This is a genomic window from Alicyclobacillus herbarius DSM 13609, from assembly GCF_000430585.1.
Taxonomy (GTDB): domain Bacteria; phylum Bacillota; class Bacilli; order Alicyclobacillales; family Alicyclobacillaceae; genus Alicyclobacillus_G; species Alicyclobacillus_G herbarius.
In genome coordinates, this window is the sequence record NZ_AUMH01000004.1 from 85,041 (window position 1) to 107,819 (window position 22,779).

19 protein-coding genes are annotated in these 22,779 nt (G+C 57.2%); 5 read left to right on the forward strand and 14 right to left on the reverse strand.

Annotated features, from left to right (window positions below; all coding sequences use genetic code 11):
* Positions 1–51: 51 nt before the first annotated feature.
* Positions 52–1,932 (forward strand): APC family permease, encoded by a 1,881-nt coding sequence (locus H522_RS0103945; protein ID WP_026961306.1) that lies wholly within the window; start codon positions 52–54, stop codon positions 1,930–1,932.
* 219 nt (positions 1,933–2,151) lie between these two features.
* Here H522_RS0103945 and H522_RS0103950 read toward each other — a convergent pair whose 3' ends face one another.
* The 7 genes from H522_RS0103950 to epsC all read right to left on the reverse strand — a co-directional run bounded on the left by H522_RS0103950 (position 2,152) and on the right by epsC (position 11,274).
* Entirely contained in the window at positions 2,152–4,266 is a 2,115-nt protein-coding gene (locus H522_RS0103950) for a beta-galactosidase (protein ID WP_245578009.1), read from the reverse strand.
* Between the two features lie 43 nt (positions 4,267–4,309).
* Complete coding sequence (locus tag H522_RS20310) at positions 4,310–5,944, reverse strand: glycosyl hydrolase 53 family protein (protein ID WP_081411854.1); 1,635 nt, start codon at positions 5,942–5,944, stop codon at positions 4,310–4,312.
* Complete coding sequence (locus H522_RS0103960) at positions 5,941–6,771, reverse strand: carbohydrate ABC transporter permease (protein WP_026961308.1); 831 nt, start codon at positions 6,769–6,771, stop codon at positions 5,941–5,943. Before H522_RS0103960 ends, H522_RS20310 begins: the two co-directional genes overlap by 4 nt.
* Positions 6,768–7,685: a carbohydrate ABC transporter permease gene (locus H522_RS0103965; RefSeq protein ID WP_051343832.1), complete on the reverse strand. Its 918-nt coding sequence runs from the start codon at positions 7,683–7,685 to the stop codon at positions 6,768–6,770. The genes H522_RS0103960 and H522_RS0103965 overlap by 4 nt, the downstream gene beginning before the upstream one ends.
* A gap of 62 nt (positions 7,686–7,747) precedes the next feature.
* A complete protein-coding gene (locus H522_RS17460; protein WP_155836164.1) occupies positions 7,748–9,040 on the reverse strand; it encodes an ABC transporter substrate-binding protein in 1,293 nt (430 codons plus the stop codon).
* Between the two features lie 227 nt (positions 9,041–9,267).
* Positions 9,268–10,299, reverse strand: a complete 1,032-nt coding sequence (locus tag H522_RS0103975; protein WP_026961310.1) for a LacI family DNA-binding transcriptional regulator — start codon at positions 10,297–10,299, stop codon at positions 9,268–9,270.
* 111 nt (positions 10,300–10,410) lie between these two features.
* Positions 10,411–11,274 carry a serine O-acetyltransferase EpsC gene (epsC, locus tag H522_RS0103980; RefSeq protein WP_026961311.1) on the reverse strand — a complete coding sequence of 288 codons (864 nt, stop codon included), beginning with the start codon at positions 11,272–11,274 and terminating at the stop codon, positions 10,411–10,413.
* A 139-nt stretch (positions 11,275–11,413) separates the two neighbouring features.
* Between epsC and H522_RS20315 the strand changes: the two genes are divergently transcribed.
* Entirely contained in the window at positions 11,414–11,830 is a 417-nt protein-coding gene (locus H522_RS20315) for a Fur family transcriptional regulator (RefSeq protein WP_051343834.1), read from the forward strand.
* Positions 11,831–12,024: 194 nt separating this feature from the next.
* On the opposite strand, the gene H522_RS0103990 is transcribed toward H522_RS20315, so the two are convergent.
* Positions 12,025–13,377, reverse strand: a complete 1,353-nt coding sequence (locus H522_RS0103990) for an Nramp family divalent metal transporter (RefSeq protein ID WP_026961312.1) — start codon at positions 13,375–13,377, stop codon at positions 12,025–12,027.
* 266 nt (positions 13,378–13,643) lie between these two features.
* Here H522_RS0103990 and H522_RS0103995 point away from each other — a divergent pair, with 266 nt between their 5' ends.
* The gene (locus H522_RS0103995) at positions 13,644–14,249 is read left to right on the forward strand and encodes an undecaprenyl-diphosphatase (RefSeq protein WP_026961313.1); all 606 of its coding nucleotides are present in this window, start codon (positions 13,644–13,646) and stop codon (positions 14,247–14,249) included.
* 159 nt (positions 14,250–14,408) lie between these two features.
* A complete protein-coding gene (locus tag H522_RS0104000) occupies positions 14,409–15,788 on the forward strand; it encodes a dipeptidase (RefSeq protein ID WP_026961314.1) in 1,380 nt (459 codons plus the stop codon).
* A 112-nt stretch (positions 15,789–15,900) separates the two neighbouring features.
* Here the strand turns inward: H522_RS0104000 and H522_RS0104005 are convergent, their stop codons facing one another.
* The gene (locus H522_RS0104005) at positions 15,901–16,119 is read right to left on the reverse strand and encodes a hypothetical protein (protein WP_026961315.1); all 219 of its coding nucleotides are present in this window, start codon (positions 16,117–16,119) and stop codon (positions 15,901–15,903) included.
* Between the two features lie 109 nt (positions 16,120–16,228).
* The gene (gene codY, locus H522_RS0104010; RefSeq protein ID WP_026961316.1) at positions 16,229–17,014 is read right to left on the reverse strand and encodes a GTP-sensing pleiotropic transcriptional regulator CodY; all 786 of its coding nucleotides are present in this window, start codon (positions 17,012–17,014) and stop codon (positions 16,229–16,231) included.
* 330 nt (positions 17,015–17,344) lie between these two features.
* On the opposite strand from codY, the gene H522_RS0104015 reads away from it, so the two are divergent.
* Positions 17,345–18,541: a cation:proton antiporter gene (locus H522_RS0104015; RefSeq protein ID WP_026961317.1), complete on the forward strand. Its 1,197-nt coding sequence runs from the start codon at positions 17,345–17,347 to the stop codon at positions 18,539–18,541.
* On the opposite strand, the gene H522_RS0104020 is transcribed toward H522_RS0104015, so the two are convergent.
* The 4 genes from H522_RS0104020 to pdhA all read right to left on the reverse strand — a co-directional run bounded on the left by H522_RS0104020 (position 18,522) and on the right by pdhA (position 22,772).
* A complete protein-coding gene (locus tag H522_RS0104020) occupies positions 18,522–18,821 on the reverse strand; it encodes a YerC/YecD family TrpR-related protein (RefSeq protein ID WP_026961318.1) in 300 nt (99 codons plus the stop codon). The two genes, H522_RS0104015 and H522_RS0104020, sit on opposite strands and share 20 nt — an antisense overlap.
* Before the next feature lie 128 nt (positions 18,822–18,949).
* Positions 18,950–20,662, reverse strand: a complete 1,713-nt coding sequence (locus H522_RS0104025) for a dihydrolipoamide acetyltransferase family protein (RefSeq protein WP_026961319.1) — start codon at positions 20,660–20,662, stop codon at positions 18,950–18,952.
* A gap of 14 nt (positions 20,663–20,676) precedes the next feature.
* Positions 20,677–21,663: an alpha-ketoacid dehydrogenase subunit beta gene (locus H522_RS0104030; protein WP_026961320.1), complete on the reverse strand. Its 987-nt coding sequence runs from the start codon at positions 21,661–21,663 to the stop codon at positions 20,677–20,679.
* Positions 21,660–22,772 (reverse strand): pyruvate dehydrogenase (acetyl-transferring) E1 component subunit alpha, encoded by a 1,113-nt coding sequence (gene pdhA, locus H522_RS17470; protein WP_155836166.1) that lies wholly within the window; start codon positions 22,770–22,772, stop codon positions 21,660–21,662. The genes H522_RS0104030 and pdhA overlap by 4 nt, the downstream gene beginning before the upstream one ends.
* Positions 22,773–22,779 lie beyond the last annotated feature (7 nt).

The following is a 22,779-nucleotide window of genomic DNA, read 5'->3' on the forward strand; positions in this document are numbered from 1 at the left end:
TGGGTGCAAAAAGAACCCGAATTTTTTCCGCGACGACGGGAGAAGTGAACCATGGTTGCGACTTTGAAGCGCCTGCTTGTCGGGCGACCACTGAAAACCCGAGAGAGTCAGCAAGCCCGCATCGGTGTCTTGCAAGGCATGGCCTTGCTCACACCGGATGCGCTGTCCAGTGTGGCCTACGCGACCGACCAGATGGAATCGGTGCTGGCCGTGTTGATTGCGGCTGGGGCAAGCCAGCAATACGTATCGAACGTCCTCGGGTTTTCCATGCTTGGCACTGGTTTAATTATTATCCTGGCATTCCTGCTGTATTTGGCATACCGAAACATCATACGTCACTATCCCTTGGGGGGTGGCGCGTACGCCATCGGGCTCAATGACCTGGGCCGCTACTGGGGCCTGTCCGCGGCCGCCACGCTGATTATCGGTTACACGTTGACGGTCGCCGTCTCGATTGCGGCTGGAGTCGATGCCATCGGCCCTGAAATCCCGTGGGTCAGCCAGCACAAGCTGCTGTGCAACATCCTTTTGACACTGTTCATCATGCTGCTCAACCTGCGCGGGGTCGGGGAGTCGGCCACCGTCTTGGTGCCCTTTACGTATGCGTTCATCGCCTGTATCGCCTTGGTCGGTGGCGCGGCCGTCGTGGAGGCAATTCGACACCCGGCCTCAGTGACGTTGCCGACCACCGCCGGCATGCACGCGGTTACCGGAATGAGTCTGTTCCTGTTTCTGCGTATGTTCGCCAGCGGCTGCAGCGCCTTGACGGGGGTGGAGGCAGTTTCCAACTCGGTCCCGGTGTTTCGTAATCCGTCCACCAAGCGGGCCACGTTGACACTGTTATCCCTGATTGTCACGCTCTCGATACTGTTTCTCATCGTCTCCGGTGTGGCCACCCTGCACGGCCTACAGTACAACCCGAACGTTCCACTGATTAACCAGGAAGCACACGTGGTGTTCGGGGAGTCCCCGGCCGGGAAGGTCATGACCATCGTGGTCTCCCTTGCGACGATGTGTATCCTGGTCATCGCGGCCAACACCGCCTTCGCTGGCTGTCCAGCGCTGTGGTCCTCCATGGCGCGGGACGGGTTTATGCCAAGGTGGATGCAGCATAAAGGAGACCGGTTGGTCTACAGCAACGGCATTGTCTTTCTGACCATCATCTCGCTCGCCTTGACCATCGTCTTCAAAGCGCGTGTCGAGCGGCTTATTCCACTGTACGCGGTGAGCGTGTTCTACACGTTTTCCGTCTCGCAGCTGGGCATGCTCGTGCGACAAGTTCGCTATAGGCAAAAGAATTGGCTGTGGCCGACGATTGGCACAGGCTTTGGCTTCATCATGACAGCGGCCGCCTGCCTGGTGTTCTGTATCACCCGGTTTCTGGACGGAGCCTGGCTGGTCTTGGTCTGTGTGCCGCTGTTGGTGATGATGTTTTCCAAGATTAAGGCGCACTACGACCAAGTGAAGTGTGAGCTGCGCTACGACTTCTCCCAGCCGTTCACGTCCAAAGGGGACAGCATTACCATCGTCCCCATTGCGTCCGTGAACAAGGCATCCGTGCAGGCATTGCGCTACGCGGTCGATAATTTCAAGCATGTCATTGCCGTAACCGTCATCGCCAACGACTCCGAGGAAGAGATGCGGCGGGCGACCGAAAAGATACAGGCGGACTGGGATCGCCTCCAGAGCGGGGTGCCACTGGTGGTCATCCATTCCCAGTACCGGAACGTCGCCAAACGCCTGCAGCGTTTTGTCGAGTTTGAACTGCACAAGTACAACCCGGACAACATCACTGTGGTCATCCCGCAGTTCATCACCAACCGCTGGTGGCACAAACTGCTGCACAACAAGACCGGTGGGTTGTTGATGGCCTGGCTGGTCTTGGGCAAGTCCGTCAAGGTGGTATCCGTCCCCTATCGGCTGTCGCGTTAATTCCCGTTCGGCCAGCTTTCTATTCGGCCAGCGTCGACCATGCGGCGCTGGCCGAATTTCGTTTATCGGCAAAAAAAAGCGGCGCATCCGAACGGTTGCGCCTTCCTAGGGGAAAAGGGTTGTCTACAATATAACATCGCCAACCCGGCAATTCATCGGACTTTTGCCCAATGGTTTGTCGAACTTTTGTCCTATGTCGATTTTTGTAGAAACCCCACCTTATCCCTCGCGCCGCAGCACACGCACCCCGTATGCTGGCAGGTCCAGACACGTGTTGACCGTCTCGCCGGACAGGACATCCACAAGGCCATTTCCAATCGGGCTCAGATCCACCTTTTGTTCCTCTGCCCGGTGGTTGAGCACGAACAAGAAGGCCGCGCCATTCGCCTGCTTACGCCAGACGGCCTCAATGCCAGCCGGGGCCGTCAGGGCGGGACGGACTCCTGCGGTCTCGGCCAACGCGGTGACCAATTGGGCCAAAGCGGACTCGCTCGGACGGGTGCCTACGTAGACGGCCAGACCCTCGTCGAAAGCGTGAGCGGTCACGGCCGGTTGGCCGGCGTAAAAGTCGGCCCCATACGTGGCCAGCGGCACGGCACCCTCAAGGTGAATCACATCGGCCCACAAATCCGCCGTGAACTCAGCCGGCAGGACAGGGGTCGCCAGGCTCGCTGGACTTCTGGGCGCTGCGCCCTGCGCAGAACCCGTCAAGGCAGCACTCGCCTTCAAAGAAGCCCTCGCCAATGAAGCCCCCGTCCACCGGCAGGGCACCGTTTGACCGGGGAGGAACGGATCGAACTCTTCCACGTACATTCCCAGCACATCCCGCAGGGGGGCCGGGTAACCGCCTAGGTGAACGCGATCGTTTTCATCCACGATGCCCGAGAAAAACGTGGTGATAAAGACACCACCTTGGCGCACGTAGCGACGAATGTTTTCCGCGGCCCGCTCGGTCAACATGTAGAGGTTGGGCGCGAGAACGAGCTTGTACCGTGACAGGTCCCCTTCCGGCTGGATAAAGTCGACGGCGATGTTGTGTTCAAACAGCGGCCGGTACCAACGCAGCAACTCGTCAAGGTAGCGGATGTCCCGGCTTGGCTTAGAGTCCAGTTCCAACGCCCACCAGTTCGCCCAGTCAAACAGGATAGCCACCTCAGCCTCCACGCGGCTGTCCACCACAGCCGACAGCGCCCTGAGCTCTTGGCCGAGCTCGGTCACCTCGCGAAAGACGCGGGTGTTCGCACCGGCGTGAGGCACCATGGCGCCGTGGAACTTTTCCGCCCCGGCTCGCGACGCCCGCCACTGGAAGAACATGACCCCGTCGCCCCCATGAGCCACCGTCTGATAACTCCACAGCCGCATGACGCCCGGCCGCTTGAGGGGATTTTGGGGCCGCCAGTTGACCTGACTGGTGGTCTGCTCCATGAGGACGAAGGGCTGCCCCTGCTTCAAACTGCGCATCAGGTCGTGGGACATGGCCGCCAAGAGGGGGACGCCAGCCGTAGGCTCTGGGTAGCTGTCCCAGGTGACCAGGTCCATGTGGCTGGCCAGTTTGAAATAGTCAATCGGCTTAAAAAAGCCCATCAGGTTGGTCATCACCGGAACGTCCGGGGTAACCTCCTTCAGGATATCCCGTTCCGCTACGAAAAGGTTAATCAGACTATCGGACATGAAGCGCGCATAGTCCAGCTGCTGACCCGGATTGGCAAAGGTCGGGGTCTTGCCCGGGAGTGGTACCTCATCCCAGTCACTGTAGGTCTGACTCCAAAAGGCGGTACCCCAACGGTCGTTCAACTCGTCCAGCGTCCCGTAGCGGGCCTTCAACCAGTTTCGGAATGCGGCCTCACAGCGAGGGCAATAACAGCGGGAGACGTGACAGCCATACTCGTTGTTGACGTGCCACATCGCCAAAGCCGGATGATCCCGATAATGTTCTGCTAGCCGACGTACCAAACGCTGGCTGAACTCGCGGTACTCTGGGCTGTTTGGGCAATAGTGTTGGCGCGATCCGTGCGAATACCGCGCCCCGTTCTCGTCCACCGGCAGGACCTCAGGATGGCGCTTGACCAACCACGCGGGCGGAGACGCCGTGGCTGTAGCTAGGTCTACGGCAATGCCATTCTGCCAGAGGAGATTGACGATTTCGTCCAGCCAAGAGAAGTCGTACCGTCCCGGTGTAGGTTCCAGTTTGGCCCAGCTAAAGATGCCGAGGCTGACCATGTTCACGCCCGCCTCGCGCATCAAGCGGACATCTTCATGCCAAACCTCTTTGGGCCACTGCTCGGGGTTGTAGTCGCCGCCGTAAAAGATCTGCGTACCGTGGGAAATGGCCAATGTATTCCGCATCCTTTCACTCTAAGCTGTCATAGCTTTATCGTCATTGCTTCATCGAAGCATCCCGCATCGCAATAATGGGATTCGCAAAAATATTGATAGATGGCAGGGCATGTCCCTGAAAATCAAACAAAGTCATATTGTCATTGGGTGTGCCAGACCCGGGCTCCCAACCAACACCCGGGAGCCATTCGGGTTCCCAATAAAACACGCCAGCTCCATGGTGGTCAGGAACCCTTGCTAAAATCGAGACCAAGTCGTTGACAAACGATAACTGTCCAACGGGTGAAGCAGGATAGCCTGGGGAGAGTTGACTTGTTGACCAGACGAAATTGTCAGTATCGTCCCCATTTTGTAGTGTCCAAGGATACTGAGTTTCGGTGACGATGATATCCTTGTGATAGCGCTGAGCCAGGTTATCGAGGTTGTTCCGCAAGTCCGACAAGGAGCCATGCCAAAAGGGATAATACGAGAGACCAATGACATCAAACGGAACCCCTTCTTGGACCATATGATCAAAAAACTGTTGACATACCAGAGAGTTGCCGCCTTGGTCAACGTGTAGCATGATACGGGGGCGGAAACCGAGGGGAGAGCCCTCGTAAACACCGCGAATTCCTGCCTTCAGTAGAGCCGTAAAGTTGTCCCACCCCTGATCACCGTTTACTTTGCCATACGGCCACAACATCCCATTTGTAACCTCGTTGCCGATAGCGACCATGTCGACTGGGGTGCCCTGCCGGGCAAACGCAGCCACTACGCTCGTTGTGTAGTTTTCGACCGTCTCCTCAAGCTGTGATAAATCCTCCCCCTGCCAGGCGGCCGGGATCGCCTGCGTTCCGGGATCTGCCCAAAAATCCGAGTAATGGATGTCCAGGAGAATCTTCATCCCGTCTCGTTTAATGCGTTTGGCCATTTCCAAGTCGCTGGCGAGGTCATCGTATCCGCCCGGCGGATTAACCCAAAGCCGCAGCCGGACGTAATTAGTGCCATGACGACGGACGATTTGGTCGGCCGACAGAACTTGTCCGTCCAAATCCGTAAATGAGTGTCCCGTTTGCTCCTCTGCCAGTTCAAACGAGAGGTCGTCCCCCAACGCCATGCTGCGAGTCGCAGGGTCCTTACCATATAACCTCAGCTCCCCAATCGCAGGGGCCTGGTCCCCACTCCCCTGAATAAGCACCCGAACGAAACGGATATTTGTATAGCGGGCCGGGAGTGACCACGCAACCGGCTGACCAGGCGTCAAAGGTTTGTTCTGCAAAGTGGGCACAGTCTCCCAGTGTCCAGGGATATCAGCGACCTGAAAGGAGACGGTGGCAGGTACACTACTTTGGCCCACGGTGATGCCGACACCGCCGAGGTGTCGAACACGGTGTAGATCAGCCACCAGCTGTCCCTTCTCTCCCACCGGCATCCAGGTGGTGGCCGCATCCCCATCCGCAGCATTTACACCTGAATGCCCGGTTTGAGAGCTGGAAACCGAAATTGTCCCGGTGGGCGTGAGATTGACGAGTAGATCCTGCCGGTCCGCCTGCGCGTGCGCTGACGTCGTTGCGCGGTCCTGAGCCCAGACCGACATCGGGGTGAGACCCGCAGTGACCGCAAGGGCAGCCATCCCGACAGCCACCTTGCGTACACCCCCCGACTTTCTGGGAACAGGCGAGATATCACTCATCCTTTTACCGCACCTCCATAAATGCCAGAGATAAAATATTTTTGAAAAACCAAGAACAGGATGAGAATCGGCAGAATCCCTATCGCGGCCCCCGTTAACACTTGTCCGTAGTGCACCACCTGACCTGGGGTGACCAGTAGGGATAGGAATACAGGGAGTGTAGTGCTCGTCTGGCTCTGAAGAATGACCAATGGCCACAAGAAGTTGCCCCACTGTTGAATAAAGCTAAGGATGGTCAATGCGGACAGGGCCGGATAAACCGTCGGCAGAATGATGCGGTGAAAGATGCCAATCTCCGTGCAGCCGTCGATACGCGCTGCCTCCATCAGATCCGTGGGTACAGAAAGCATATTCTGACGCATGAAAAACACGCCAAACGCGTTCGCCAACGCAGGGAGAATGACTGCTTGAGGCTGATTCATCCAGCCGAACCCGGTCAACATCTTGAACAACGGGATAAGAGTCGCTTGCTGCGGAATCATCATCGTTAAGAGAACAATCGCAAACAGTACGTTTTTCCCGCGAAACTCAAACTTCGCAAATGCGTACCCGGCAACAGCCGACAGATAGACTGTAGCAAGGGTGAATACCACAGAAATAAAGAATGTGTTCCATAAGATGTGCCAGAAGGGCCCACTGGACTCAAGTCCCTGAAGATTTTCTGCGAAATGGGTACTCGGAACTAACCACGGCGGTTGGTGAAAGATTTGCGTATCATCCAGCGTCGAGGAGATGAACATCCAGTAGAATGGGTAAATGGAAACAATCGCAGCCACCACTAAAAAAGCGTACGTGACCAGTTTTACACGCAGGTTGTTGGCCGTCATCCAATCTCACCTCCCTTGGATACACGAAATTGCAAGAAACTGAGAACCGCCACGATGACCGTAAGCACATACGCAGCCGCACAGGCATAACCAAAGTGAAAGCTCTGGAAGGCAAACTGGTAGATATACATGACCGGTGTCTCGGTGGCATTGGCTGGACCACCATTGGTCAACAGGTATGGTTCGGTAAACAGCTGTAGCGTACCGTTGGTCGAGAGAATAGCGCAAAATAGCAGTACCGGCTTGAGCATTGGCAGCGTGATGCGGAAAAACTGTGCCACGCGCCCCGCGCCATCCATAGTGGCCGCCTCAGCAATACTCTCCGGGATGGCCTGAAGGCCGGCGAGCAAAATGATGGCGTTATACCCAGTCCAGCGCCACGTCAGAGCGATAATGATGGCTATACGGGCCCAGACGGGCGTATTCAGCCAGTCAATGGGTGCCACCCCGACTAACCCCAGGAGGTAGTTCAAGATTCCATAATGACTGTTGAAAATGTTGGAAAAGACAATGGAATAGGTCACTGTGTCAATCAGAACCGGCAGGAAAACCGCTAATCGGAAGAACGCTCTACCGCGAATCAGTTTCGAGTTCAAAGCGGCAGCCAACAGCGTACCGAGGAACAGCATGACCGGCACCTGCACGACAAGGATTACAGCCGTGTTCAACAGAGACTTCCAAAACGACGTATCGGTCAGCAATTTTCTATAATTATCCAGGCCTATCCACTGCGACGTACTACCCTGAGCGGACGTAAATGATAGGTACAGCGAATCGAGAATCGGGTAGATAAGAAAGATCGCAAAGATGACCAGGAAGGGAGACAAAAACAGATACGGCACCGCTTGTCGGGACACGCGCACACGCGAGATGGATGCGAGACTTGTAGCACTGGATGTGATTGTCTTCGCCATGTTTCCTCACCTGCTTTGCAGCAGGGGGAATTTTCCCTGCTGCCGGGTTTACTCGCCGTAAACTACTTGACCTGCAATCCAGTCGACTTGGCAATTGCGTCTGCGGCCGCCTTCGTCGCCTGAGCCGGAGTGCTGTTTCCAGAGAGGACCGCCTGTTCCATGTCTTTTAACGGCTTGGTAGCATCAAGCATGATAGGGCCGTGGTTCATCGGAGGGATGTCCTTGGCCTGTTCAGCGAAGAACGGATAAATCGCCATACCGAAATACGGGAAGTTTTGCTTGAACTGCTGTGTCTTATAGAACGGTACGTAGGACGGGAACAAGCCATACTTGAGCATGACGCTCTCCCCTTCGTCGGTGGCCAAGCAGTAGTCGAGGAATTTCCAGGCTGCGTCCACGTTCTTGCTCTGTTTGGTAATAGCCAGTACGGATCCACCCAGGTTGGCCTCATGATTGCCATTTGAACTGAACGCCGGCAGAGGAATCAGTCCCCACTTGCCTGACTGGTTCTTGACCGAGTTCATCAACGTGCCCGCATACCAGACCGGATACACCACGGCCGCCATTTTGCCGTTGTTCAGAGCCGTAATTTCCCCATTCCAGTCTTTGAAGTCCATCAATATTCCGGCATCCTTCATCTTTTTCAACGTCGCAAGGGCCTGTTGGGCCTGCTGAGACGTCAGGTCAATTTTCCCGTCTGAGGTGACATAGTTACCACCCAGTTCATTGAACAGCATTTCGAACGGATCGAAATCGTCATCGCCGTAGCCCCACATGGCCACCCCAGGAAACTTCTGCTTCAGCTTCTTTCCTGCTTGAATAAAATCGTCCCAGGTTTTGATGGAATTCGGATCAATACCCGCCTGCTTGTACAGGTCTTTACGGTAATAAACCGCTGCCGGGCCGATGTCCCATGGCATGGCGTATACCTTGCCGTCCTGCGTCACCGGCTCCCAAGCAGAAGACACGAAGTCCGACTTGATTCCCTGCACCCGGTCTGTGATATCGACAAACTCACCCGGAAACTTTTTGAGGAAGGCCGGAAAATCGCGGTTTTGTGTTTGAACGATATCGGGCACATTCGATCCGGATGCCAGTTCGGGCATGATTTTGGTGTATCCGGTATCGACGTACTCGACGTTCACCTTGATGTTTGGATACTTTTTCTCGAACCCCGGAATCTCTGCCTTCAGGGCATCAGCCGCATCGTTCCACGCCGCTACCGTGATGGTCGCAGACCCAGAGCCTCCTTGCCCCTGGCTGTTTGAACTGCCACCTGTCGACGATCCACATGCCGTTGCCAATCCCGCCACGGTCACGATAACCCCTGCCGTGGCCATGAATTTTTTCTTCAATCGTATTTCCCCCTTATTTGTGGTTTCGAGTCCACACCGTATACGGAAGCCCTTACACGGATTTGCTAGTCCTTTAATTTTTACAGCTTCACCCCCCTTGTTTTATGGTTTCGTGACCACATTCACCCCAAAAACCTGAAAACGGTTACGCGTCATAACTATGTTACGTCTATGAAAACCAAGTTGTCAATAGACTGTTCATCCCATAGGTTATTCATCTAGATTTTTCATCCGATTGTCCGTCCTTGATGGTGAACTTTTGGGGCTCCGACCGACTCTCTCAGCACCAATGTCGTTCCCACCTCCGTCGTACGGGGAACGCCGCCATCGCCGTGAATCTGGGACAGCATCTGCTCCATGAGCAGATTGCCAATCTGGCGTTTGGGAATCTGAATCGTAGACAGAGTGGGCGTCACCAGGCTGGCGATTTCCAAATCGTCCACGCCGGTCAGGGATACGTCATCTGGCACCTTGCGGCCGTGTTCCACCAAGGCCCGCATGGCGCCTACGGCAATCAGGTCATTTGTGGCACAAATGGCTGTGAAGTTCAGTCCGCTTTCCAGCAGGTCACAGACTGTCTGGTAGCCACACGTCAGCGTGTCCTGATAGTCGGGGAAAAACCGTGTCAGGGACTCGTCCAATTCAATCCCATGCACCTTAAGGGCGTCCCGATACCCGAGGTAACGCGGGTTTTGCGCCGGCCGGGAAAACTGGTAGCCCATGAAGACGATGCGCCGATGGCCAAGGGAAATCAAGTGATTCACACACTCGCGCATGGCGGATCGCAGGTCAACGTAAACATGCGGTAACTCCAAGTGGCGTTCCCGGTCACAATAGAGACTGACTGGAAGGCGTTCAGCCAGTTCCTTGAGTGGGATAATCTTTTCCATTTCGTAGGGTGCGAGCAAAATCATCCCGTCGTAAAACCCAGACAAGACGACCTCCAGGTACTCCCGCTTTTCGTACGTCAGGCTATAGAGCGAGAAGGTGTAATCGTGGGCGAGCGCTGTCTCCTCGATGCCCGCCACGATTTCCAGATAAAACGAGTTGCTAATGGAGGGAGTGATGCAGGCGACCTGCCGGGACTGTTGCATGCGTAGACTTCGCGCGAGCCGGTTGGGGACATAGTTCAGCTCCTTGATGGCCGCGTGCACCCGTTTGCGCACGTCTTCAGCCACGTACCCGTTGTCGTTGAGGACACGCGAGACCGTCGACGGTGAAACACCGGCCAAACGTGCCACATCCCGGCGCGTAGCCATGCCAACATTCCCTCCTCCGTCTCGGACGATAAACCTTCGCGGCTCTGCACCGCCCACCGTACACCCACACGAGTTCAGAGTAGGCGAGCCCGAAGCCTAATACGCCTGTACTCACCCCTGGTGCATATGAACGACGTTCTCGGCGTGATAGAACACCTTGGAATACGGCGGAACGCTCTCCGTTACCCAGGCATTGCTGCCAATTACCGCGTGGTGCCCAATGACCGTCTCGCCGCCGAGCACCGTGGCGTTGGCGTAGAGGACTACGCCGTCTTCAATGGTCGGATGACGTTTCGTCCGCCGCACCATCGCCCCCGTCTCATCGCGGGGAAAATGCAGGGCACCAATGGTAACCCCTTGATAGATCTTGACGTTATCTCCCACCACAGCAGTCTCACCGATGACAATGCCTGTCGCGTGGTCAATCATCACGCCGCGGCCAATGGTGGCCCCGGGATGAATATCCACCCCCGTGAGGAAATGAGCGTACTCGGTCATCATCCGCGGCAAAAGTGGGACTTCCAAGCGATACAATACGTTCGCTATGCGATAGATGAGCAGCGCCTGAATCCCCGGGTAGGTGAGGATGATCTCGTCGTAACCCGCCGCCGCCGGATCGTTCTCATACGTCGCTAGCACATCATCGTGTAGGATTGTCTGCAACTCAGGCAGCCCAGCAATCACGAAATCCGCCTTTTCTTCCGCCTCAGCCCTGGACTCAGATGTGGCATCACGGTCATAACAGCTTTGGAATAATGCGCGGTGAATCTGACCGGCCAAAGCCCGGTGCAGCTCATCGACGACATCGTCGAGGCTCCGTCCCTCTTCAGGCGGAAAATAATTACACGCCATCAACTGTTTAACCAATTGGATAATCCGCCGAATACCTGCCGATTGGGGGTGGCAGGTGCGTCCAGCAAACCATTCGCAGCACTGTTTTTTCAGTTGACGGGCGATGTCGTGTCGCGAACTCACCGAAAAACCTCCTTCATCGTACTCTCGAGTTTGAAGGTATCATTTTGGAAACGAACAGGTGCGTATTGACAGATGCACGCCCCCGGGTTACATTTCCTATGCAAAACGATTTTCGAGAAACCTGTGAGAGTGGGAAATTGTGGATAAAGAGCGACTACGAGCGCTTTTGCATGAACAAAACTTTCGCCTGACGCGGGAACGGGACACGCTGCTCGAACTGTTTGTACAGTCGGGTCGCATGCTTACCCCTGCCCAATTGCACGAACTCGCACAAACGAGTGGTGCGCGCGTCGGATTAACCACAGTATACAGACTCCTTGAGGTCCTGACAAAGGTCGGAGCAGCGATGCCGTTTTTGGTCGAGGGAAACATCTACTACGCGTTTTGCAGCGACCACCATCATCACCACTTCGTCTGCCTGTCCTGCCACCGCGTGCATGAACTGGCCGAATGTCCTTCGTTCCAAGAAGTCCCGAGTGAGTTTCAGGTGCAATCCCACCGCGCGGACCTGTTCGGCACCTGTCCCAATTGCCAACGCAGAAACCGGCCCCAATAAGATTCCGTTGGGCCTTTCGCCATAGTTTGTGCCAAACAGCCAGGACTTGCCACGGCGATCCGCCCGCCAAACCGGCCACGGCGGCCGAGATGGAGCGTCCGTTCCGGTTTTCTCACCAGGGAAACAACCGCACGTCTTCGTCCAGACAAAGCAGCACTGCGTCGCCCGTATCTAAAAATCGGCGCAGCGTAGGATTATCCCATGCTTGCGCCGGTTATGGTCAGATATAGCAACACCACATTCAAACCAATCACCACCGCCGCAATCCCGCTAACCAATGCGGTCAACCAACGTGGGTTGACCAGATGTCCCATCAGGTCACGGCGGCGGGTAAAACCAATCAATGAGATGAGCGGTGCTGGCAGGGCAAAGCTGAGCACAACCTGGCTGATGACCAAGGCCCGGGTCGGGTTCGTTCCCAGCGCGACCAGGATGATCGTCGGCAGCATGGTCACCAGCCGCCGCAGCCAAACGGGAATGGTAAAGCCGACAAAACCCTGCATAATCATTTGACCGGCCATGGTGCCAACGACGGAACTGGAAAGACCCGATGCCAGCAGTGAGGCTAAAAACACACCCGCTGCAGCCGGTCCCAAAATCGGAGTCAACGTGTGGAACGCTTGACCGATATCGATGTTGCCCTGGACACGCCCGTAAAACGCAGTGGCCGCCGTGAACATCATGGCCAGGTTCACCAGGCCCGCCAAGGACATCGCCACAACGACATCCACACGTTCGAAGCGTTGAATGCGCACCGCCTCGTTGGCACTCTGCGGGACGATTCGACTTTGCGTCAACCCAGAATGTAGATAGACCGCGTGCGGCATGACTGTAGCGCCGATAATGCCAGCGGCCAACAGGACACTCCCAGAATCCCCAAGCCAAGGTGTCACGGCATGACGGACAATCTGCCCCCAAGCCGGGCCCGAGAAGATGGTCTCCAGGACGTAGCAAAGAGCAATCGCGCCAAGCAGGGCGCCGACGAACACTTCCAATGGGCGAAAACCAAACCGCTCCAACGTTAACACCAAGTACGTGATGATCCCGGTCAACACCGCTGCCGCGAACAGGGGCAGCCCAAACAGCAGGTTGAGCGCCAAGCTCGCCCCAAGAAATTCCGCCACGTCGGTGGCCATGGCAGCAACCTCTGCAACGCCCCATAACGCCCAGTTGAGCGGGCGCGGATAATACGCACGGCATAGTTCGGGCAGACTGCGCCCCGTCGCGATGCCCAGCTTCGCCGACAGGGTTTGAATCACCATCGCCATCAGGTTGGCGAAGACGACCACCCATAACATGCGGTATCCGTACGTCGCGCCCGCCTGAATGTTAGTCGCGTAGTTCCCCGGATCCACGTAGGCGACGGCGGCAATCAATGCCGGGCCGAGGAAGGGAAAAATCCGCCGCAGCCCGTTTCCGTTGCCGCGGAGCGCCTGCTCGGCTGTCCGTACCGTCTTCTCCGACAACGACCCGGGCTTGTAGGGACCGTTGCCCGCTTTCATCGTGCCCGGTGCCCTTCTATCCCTTGAAACCACATAGTCGCTCACGGTTCGAGTCTCCTTTTTCACCTTAGGACACAAAGTTTCTCCCAGGACAATATTTTTCCCTAAGGAAACTTTTCTCGAGATCATTATATGACATCCGTCTATAGATGTGAATCCCCTTCATGGTCTTGCCACGCCCGCCTTTAACAAAGTGGAACATATTCTGCCAAAAAATCGCTTGTCATGACCGTGCGACTGACGTATGATACCGTCGAGAACCGCGATTTTACACGAATTTACACGAACTTTACACGAACGAGGAGAAAAACATGAACCCGTTTGACGACAAAGTCTTTCACGCCATTAACCAATACGCAGGACATACCCCCGGCCTGGACCAGTTTATGTACTTCATCGCCCAGTATTCCTTAGAAGTCTACGCGATATTGTTCATCATCGCCTGGTTTACCCTGCCCCGCCGCGAAGAGGCGCAGCGGCACGCACTCGTCGTGTCGGTCGCCGGTGGCGTCATCGCGCTCATTATTAACCTCATCATCGGTTCCATCTGGTACCGACCGCGCCCATTCGTCGCCATGCCCCACCAGGTCAACCACATCGCCCCGCACGCGGACGATGCGTCTTTCCCGAGCGACCACGCCTCTGGTGCGTTCGGGTTCACCAGCGGATCGTTCGGCCGCGCCGCCCGCTGGGTCGGTTGGACCTTCCTGGTTCTGGCCATCCTTGTCATGATTGCTCGCGTCTATGTGGGTGATCACTGGCCGACCGATGTCTTGGCGGGATTGGTCGTTGGTACCTTCTCTGGTCGCATTGCGTGGTTGTTTGATAAGCCTCTGGGGGTTATCACCCGCATTCTGATGCGCATTTTTCACCAGGGACGGTACTCCCGTCAAGGCCGATACGCGCACCGCTATTGATGGGATAAAACATGGTTCTTTCATGGAAAGTCCGGTTTATATGGCCACGGCGAACGCGCCCAAGCGGCGCGTTTTTCTTTTCGCCGGGGAGTTCTGACCCCTTTCCGGAAAACCTCTATAATGGGAGTGACCACACTTGTGAAGGGGCGGATCGTAGACATGAGCGCAACTTTCCCTACATACCTCCGTACGCACCACGAAGAACACTTGGCACAACTTCAAGAATTCCTGCGCTTCCCGAGCGTCAGCACCCAGCCCGAACATGCGCAGGACGTACGGGCCTGCGCCGAATTCTTGGCGAATATGATGCGAAGCATTGGCTTGGATAAGGTAGAAGTGATGGATACCCCCGGGCATCCCGTGGTCTACGGGGAACGGCTGCGCGCGGGCGACAAGCCGACCGTCCTCATTTACGGACACTACGACGTCCAGCCGGTAGACCCAATCGAATTATGGGACACTCCGCCGTTTGAACCGACCATCCGGGATGGGCGGGTCTATGCCCGCGGCGCTAGCGACGACAAGGGGCAAGTCTTCATGCATCTTAAGGCCCTGGAGGCGCTGCTTCAGACCGAAGGCGAGCTCCCCGTCAACGTCAAGCTGCTGATTGAAGGGGAAGAGGAAATTGGCAGCCGTCACCTGGAGTCGTTTGTCGCGGCGCATCGGGACCTGCTCAAGGCGGATGTCATCGTGATTTCCGACACCACCATGCTCGCCCCAGACCAACCGTCGGTGTGCTACGGTCTGCGTGGCTTGGCCGCCTTACAGGTGGATGTGCGCGGAGCCAAAGGCGACCTACATTCCGGACTCTACGGGGGTGCGGTGCAAAACCCCATCCACGCCCTGGTACACCTTCTCGATACCATGCATGATGAGCAAGGACGAATTGCGGTCGAAGGATTTTACGACGACGTCATCGAACCCAGCGCAGAGGAAAGAGCGTCGATTGCCGAGTTGCCGTTTGACGACGCGCAGCTGGCGCATGATTTGAACGTCCCGGAGCTGTTTGGCGAAACGGGATACTCTACGTTGGAACGGCTGTGGGTACGGCCGACGCTTGAAATCAACGGCATCTACGGCGGCTACCAAGGGGCGGGGACAAAGACGGTCATCCCGAATGAGGCGCACGCGAAAATCACCTGCCGCCTCGTTCCAGACCAGGACCCGGAGCGGGTCTTTGCGGCCATTGAGGCGCACATCCAGCGTCATACCCCACCCGGAGTGACCGTGCGCGTCCAGCGCTTTGACGCGGGTCGCGCGTACGTGACCCCGTTTGATCACCCAGCCATCCAACAGGCGGCTCGCGCTTACGAAAAGGCGTACGGCAAGCCGGCCGCCTTCACGCGGATGGGCGGATCGATTGGGGTTGTGGAGACATTCGCACGCCTGTTGGAGGTACCGATTGTCATGATGGGCTTTGCCTCAAGTGACGAAAACTTCCACGCACCGAACGAGTTTTTCCGCATTGACAACTTCAACAAGGGTCTGGAGACCCTGGGCTGGTATTGGTTAGGCCTTGAAGAAGCACTGAAAGGTTAACTCCCTGCAGACAAATAGGAGTGGGATTGGATGATGGAAATGGCGTTCGAATCGACAACCCGGACGCCATTTCCCACAAGTTGATGGGGCCAGTCCAAATCAGCGGGTAAACTTACAACCACCACGCCCACGGCCAAAGCCATAAAAGCGCAAAGAACGGGAAGAAAAAGAATGGCCACCACGCCTCGTGAATATCCCCTTGCGACTGTGGCAGCTGATGTAACAGCTGGACGTCGTTTGACGCGCGAGCATCTAAGTAAATGACCAAGAGACGCAGAGTGTTGATTCCGCGTCCCTTGGTCAATTCCGGGGTCACGATGGGGGATGGCACTTCGAATCCTCAGCTGCGAAAACGCACTCGAAGCCCGTTTCCAGCTTCTCGGTCATTCCCCTTTAGCTATGTCGTTTGCGCCACAGCGCTGGGGGCGGATACCTACGGGTTAACGGTCAAACTGGCGGGCGATTTCCTCTTCCACGTACGGGTTTAAAATGCGCAGGTGTGTGCCTTTCATGCCGAGTGAACGGCTCTCCAGGGTGCCCGCACTTTCCAGCTTACGGATGCTGTTGACGATGACCGAGCGCGTCACGCCGTGTTCATCCGCAATCTGGCTGCTCACCACAATGCCGTCCGGCGACTCCTTCACGGCATCAATGAGGTATTTTGCCGCCTGGAGTTCCGAAAAGCTCAGCGAGTCGACGGCCAAACGAGCGAGCGAACGCTGGCGCCCTTCCTCTTCCTTGTGCTGCTGGCGAGAGTGTACCACTTCCAGGGCGACGACGGTTGCGCTGTACTCAATGAGAATCATGTCATCATCATCGAACGGTTGCTCCGAGCGAGCAAACACCAACGTCCCCTGACGCTCGCGGGCCCCGATGACCGGTGCGACAGCAATGTGCTTCGATTGAAAAGAGCGATTTTCCTCTTCCGTCGCGAACACGTAAAACGGTTCTTTGTTCTGTAAGTTCGGCGTCGCCGTTTCCACACGCAACAGGTGTTTGTTGAACTCCTCTGGGAAGCGGCCATCTTCCGTCATGATTTTTAGCCACTCTTCAGTGAGGGATTGATCAAAAACGCCATAACCCAAGATCTTCCCTTTACGACCGACAATGTATACGTTACAGGACATCACCCGACTAAGAAATTCGGCGACGTCACTGAAGTTGACCTGGTCACTGGATGACCGAAGTAACTGCCCAAGCTCCTGAACCTTTTCCAACAGTTTCAACGCTCATTCTCCTAACAATGGGAATATTTGTTCCGCCGTTCTGACCTGGTTTCTATCCGCCCGCCCTCGCTGTTCTACAGCTTGTCCAATTTTTAGCCCTGTGATGCCATTCGAGAGGCGGAACCTTGTCCCGAACGGCACCCTGCCAATACTTTACCACGTAACATTCAGATTTGTATTCGTCGGCGACAAGATTTTGGACACGTTTCGACAAATGTTCACATTTCGTCTACATCCGCGTCATATTTTGTCGACGACGCATATGGTTGTCCGACCAACACATACACATTCAATGTACGTCGAATCTCATGCGGCTGGAGGCGATACCGAGTGACCGACACCGTGCGCGCCTTTTTGGTGATATTGTGCACGTCGTTCGTATTCAGCATGCTGGTCAGCCGGGTCCCTTGGCTGCGGATTCCATCTGCCATCGGCTACCTCAGTTTTGGCATTCTCCTACACACGCACCTTGTGCACCTGACGACCGAAGAGGCCGTCTGGGTTCGGCAACTGGGAGAATTCGGACTGCTGTTTTTGATGTACCTCTCCGGCCTAGAAGTCGACATCACCCTACTGCGGCCCGGGCTGTGGCGAGGTCAAAAGGTCAACCCGTTGATGCTTAGTATATCCATGTTTTGTACAACCCTGCTTGTGAGCTTTGGCGTGGCCCTGGCACTTGTTGGATTTGCCTTTCCAAACGCCCATCCTTGGATGTTGACAATGCTGTTCGCGACGACCTCTATGGGCATTATTCTTCCCATTCTTGAGGAGTCTGGACAACTGGCCACTCTATATGGGCAGACGCTGCTGCTTTGCGCACTGATGGCCGACGTGGTCACTATGTTCTTGTTATCCCTGTTCATCAGCATGCATACGTCGGGGCAATTCGACGATTTCTTACTCACCTTGGCCATCTTTCCGTTTATCTTCATTCTGTACCGGGCGCTGGCATGGTGTCGCCAGGTGCCTAGACTACGCGCGTTGGCGGGAGACGCAGAGGCGCGCATGCGTGCCGTCGTGGCACTGATGGCCGGCTTCTGTGCCTTTGCGGAATTTACGGGCTCGGAGCCTATCCTAGGAAGTTTTCTCGTCGGTATCCTTGTGTCGGCCATACCGTTTGCGAATAAACAAAAGATAAAAGACTACAGTCATGGCATCGGCTATGGACTGCTCATCCCTGTCTTTTTTGTCTCCGTCGGAATGCAGTTTGACCTCTCGCAGTTTTATCAATCCGCGTCTTGGTTGGGAATTCTGGCGATGGTTTTGGCCGCATTTTTGGTGAAGCTGATACCCGCCTGGCAGCTACGCCAAAGTTTTGGCCGACGCGCCGCTACGGCGGGTGGCTTTTTGTTGTCCGCGCGGATGAGTCTCATCATCGCGGCGGCGGAAATTGGGGTTCGGTTGGGAGCCCTGCCGGAGGTGGTCAGTCAGTCAATCATCCTCGTGGCCATCGTCACCTGCGTCACGGCACCGATTGCGTTTCTCAGCCTACTAGGCACTAGCCCGGTCAATCGTTGGCATGCTTAAGACGCGCCAATACCAGCGAGTATCCGTCCGATCCGTAGTTCAGACACCGCTTGACGCGGCTGATGGTGGCGGTGCTGGCCCCCGTCTCGGCTTCAATCTGGTGATAGGTTTGCCCCGCCTCTAACATCCGCGCGACCTCCAGCCGCTGCGCCAACGACTTGATCTCGCCGATGGTACAGAGGTCGTCAAAAAAGCGATAGCACTCTTCGACCGATTCCAGCGTCAAAACCGCCTCAAACAAACGCGTCACCATCGGATCGCGAATCTTGTCGATGGGCATACCTTTGCTTTCACCCTTTACCGTATTGAATCATGTTCCTCCGCCTATGGTAGCACAGACGGCGCTTTCGTCCCACCCCTCGTTGGTAAAAAGGGTCTGCCCGTGCCGGGCAGACCCATGAAGAGGAATTACCGCAGCTCGAGCATCAGCTCTTCCGGGTGTTCAATGAGCCGCTTGAGGTGATTCATGAAGCGCACCGACATCGCGCCGTCAATGACGCGGTGATCGAACGACAGCGTCATGGTCATCATCTGCCGGATTTGAATCTCATCGCCAATCACGACAGGTTTCTTTTGAATCTGGTGGATGCCGAGAATCCCGACCTCCGGATAGTTGAGAATCGGGGTCGCAAACAACCCGCCAATGGGCCCCATGTTAGTGATGGTAAAGGTGCTGCCGCGCAAGTCTTGCGGGGTCAACGTCCGGTTTCGAGCACCGCTGGAGAGGCGATAGATTTCCTCGCCAATCTCGCGCACCGTCAGTTGATCCGCATCGCGAACCACGGGCACGAACAGGCCATCCGGCGTATCGACGGCAATTCCGATGTGGTACTCAGGCAAAAGCAGAATCTCCTCTGCTTCTTCGTCCAACCGCGCGTTGAAATACGGAAACGCGCGTAGGGCTGAGACCACGGCCTTAATGATAAACGGCAAATAGCTGATGCGCCGTCCTTCCGGCTCCAGGCGCTCGTTCCAACGTTGGCGCAGCGCCACCAGCGCCGTCGCGTCGCACTCGTCAAAGGCGGTCACATGAGGCGCCGTGAACACCGAGCGCTTGACGTGCTCCGCAGTGGCGCGACGAATCCCGCGAAACGGTACCCGCGTCGGTGTCCGAGGTTCGCTGGAGGCCGCGCGGGAGACGGCGCCGAGCGGCCGCCGTACCGCATCATCCGCCTCGGCCCGCGCCGTTGCGTCCCTGCTTTGACTGCGGACACGATACGGTCCGTCTTCGTCGGCCAGACCTTTGTGTAGACGCGCAGAAAGTGGAGAATAACCCGCTTCCCGGCGATCCCGCTCGCCTGTGCGGACTCCGGCCGGCCGCTGGGCGAGCGACCAAAGCAGGGAGGTGCCCTTTTCGCTGAGACTGCGGGCAGCCCCGCCAGACGCCGGCTTGACCGGCTGTTCGTCGCGGACGTGCTGTTTCGGTACGGTTTCGTCCTTGGCCTTGTCCCTGACCGCCCGTTCTTGCAGGTACCGCTCCACATCCGATTTACGGATGCGTCCGCCCGGACCGGAACCTGCGACATCCCATAGGGACACACCATGCGCACGCGCGAAGTGGCGCACCCCCGGTGTCGCCTTGGGGCGCCTAGGCGCTCCGGACTCGTCTACACCCCGGCCTGCGTCCGCGCCTGCGCTCCTATTCCGGTCTACCTCGCGGTCCCCGGCGGACGCCTGGTTTGAGTCTGCGCTTTGCGATCGCGACCGGCGCTCCGACGGGGTGGCATCGGCATCACGGACAGCCGGCTTCGCGTCCGCGTCATCCGCTGAACCCTTACGGCCAGGCACGCCCGGTCCGGGGCGGCGCCTATCCGCAGTCCGTCCATCCCGCGTCAACGGTGCCGGGTCCGGGGCGCGAATAACGACCGGATCGCCAATGATACTCTCGGGTTCAATCTCCACCAGCACGTCCCCGACATGGGCAATGCTCCCGGTCGAGACGTAAATCTGCTCCACCACGCCCGTCACGGGTGCTGGGAGTTCGACAATCGCCTTGTCGGTCTGCACCTCGACCATCGGATCAAACTCCTCGACCCGGTCACCCTCATGCACCAGCCAGCGCACAATCTCCGCCTCGTGGATGCCTTCTCCCACGTCCGGCAATCGAAACTCCACCGCCATTCGTCACCCCCCTTTCAGAATGTCATGACCTTATGAATTCCGTCGACAATGCGGCCGGCGTCCGGCGAATACCAGTCTTCCAGCTGGAAAAGCGGCGCCGGTACGTCATAGCTGGCGACACGGGCGACTGGCGCTTCCAGGTCGAGAATGCAGTCCTCGCTGATGCGCGCGGCTAATTCCGCGCCCAACCCGAGATGGCCCACGGCCTCATGCGCGATGACCGCCCGTCCGGTGCGGGTGACCGATTCGAACACGGTCTCCTCGTCCCAGGGCGACAGCGTGCGCAGGTCGATGACCTCCACGCTCCAGCCGTAATCCCGCTCTGCCTGCTCGGCCGCCTTTAAGGCGTCGCGCATCGTGCTTCCCCAGCTGATAAGCGTGACGTCATGGCCTTCCCGCACCACCTCCGCCCGGCCGAGGGGGACGGTGTAGTAGTCGTCCGGAACCTCCTCGCGAAAGGCGCGATAGAGCCGCATCGGTTCCAGGAAGATGACCGGATCGTCCGATTCGATGGACGCTAAGAGCAGGCCCTTGGCATCGTATGGGCGGGACGGGCTGACCACCACAAGCCCCGGGGTGTGGGCAAAGAACGTCTCCGTACTGTCCGAGTGCAGTTCCGGTGCCCGGTTGCGTCCGCCATACGGCACGCGGACCACCAACGGTGCGCTATAGCGGCCGCGAGAGCGCATGCGAATACGGGCGATGTGGGAGACGACCTGTTCGTACCCTGGGTAAATGAACGCCATAAACTGAATCTCTGGCACCGGCCGCATTCCATTAGCGGCCAGGCCCAGGGAAGTGCCAAGAATCCCGGCTTCCGCCAGGGGCGTATCGACGACCCGCGCTTCGCCAAACTCCTCAAGCAGCCCTTCGGTCGCGCGGAAGACGCCGCCGTTTTTGCCGATATCCTCGCCAAGCAGCATCACCCGTTCGTCGCGGCGCATGGCTGTACGCAATCCTTCGTTGATCGCCTGAATCAACGTCCGTGGCTGACTGCTCATGCGTTCGCCTCCTCGCGCTCCGCCAGCCGCCTGCGCAGTTCATCCCGTTGCCGGCGCAGCTGCGGGGTCAACTCTTTGTACACGTGCTCAAACAAATCATCCGGGTTGGGCGGCGGAGCTGCCTCCATCGCCCGGATGGCGCTGACAATCTCCTGATTGACACGTTCTTCTAGGGCCTTCTGTTGAGCATCATCCCAGAGACCCCAATTTTCCAGCCGGCGGCGGTGACGCACGATGGCATCACGCTCGCGCCAGGCCTCGGCCTCCTCTTGGGAGCGGTACTTGGACGGATCGTCCGAAGTGGTGTGCGGCCCATAGCGATAGGTGAGCGCCTCAATCAGGGTCGCACCCCCGCCCTGGCGCGCCTTCTCCAGCGCGTCCTTGACCGCCTTGTACACGGCAATCGCGTCGCCGCCGTCCACGCGGATGCCTTCCACCCCATACGCCTCGGCCTTTTGGGCAATCGTTTCGCTTGCCGTCTGGCGCGTGTACGGGACACTGATGGCATACTGATTGTTTTCACAGAGAAAGATGACGGGCAGCCGGAATACGCCGGCGAAATTCAGCGCTTCATGGAAATCGCCTTCTGAAGTGGCCCCGTCACCGAAAAAGGCCAGCGCCACCTCGTCTAAACCACGCAGCTGAGCCGCCCAGGCAACCCCGGCCGCGTGCGGGAGCTGAGTGGCAATCGGCACGCAGATGGGAAACACCTTCACCCCTTCCGGGATATACAGGCCCTCCGGGCGCCCGTTCCAATAAAGCAAAAGCTGCTCCATTGGCACCCCATGCACAAGCATGGCACCCGTGTCACGGTAGGTCGGAAACACCCAGTCCTGCTTTCGCAGCGCCAGGGTGCTGGCCACCTGACAGGCCTCATGGCCCTCCACCGGTGGATAGGTGCCAATTCGCCCGCTGCGCTGGAGTGCCACCAAGCGACGGTCAAACTGACGAACCCATACCATTTGCTCATACATGCGCACGAGCAGGGCGTCATCAATTCCGGTCGGTTTTGGCTCATCGGCCGCCGCGACCGGATGAATCACGTAGGACACATTCATCATCCCTTCCAGAGGTGGTCCAAAGCGGGCAGAGGCAGTCCGGACGCGCAATCGTCAT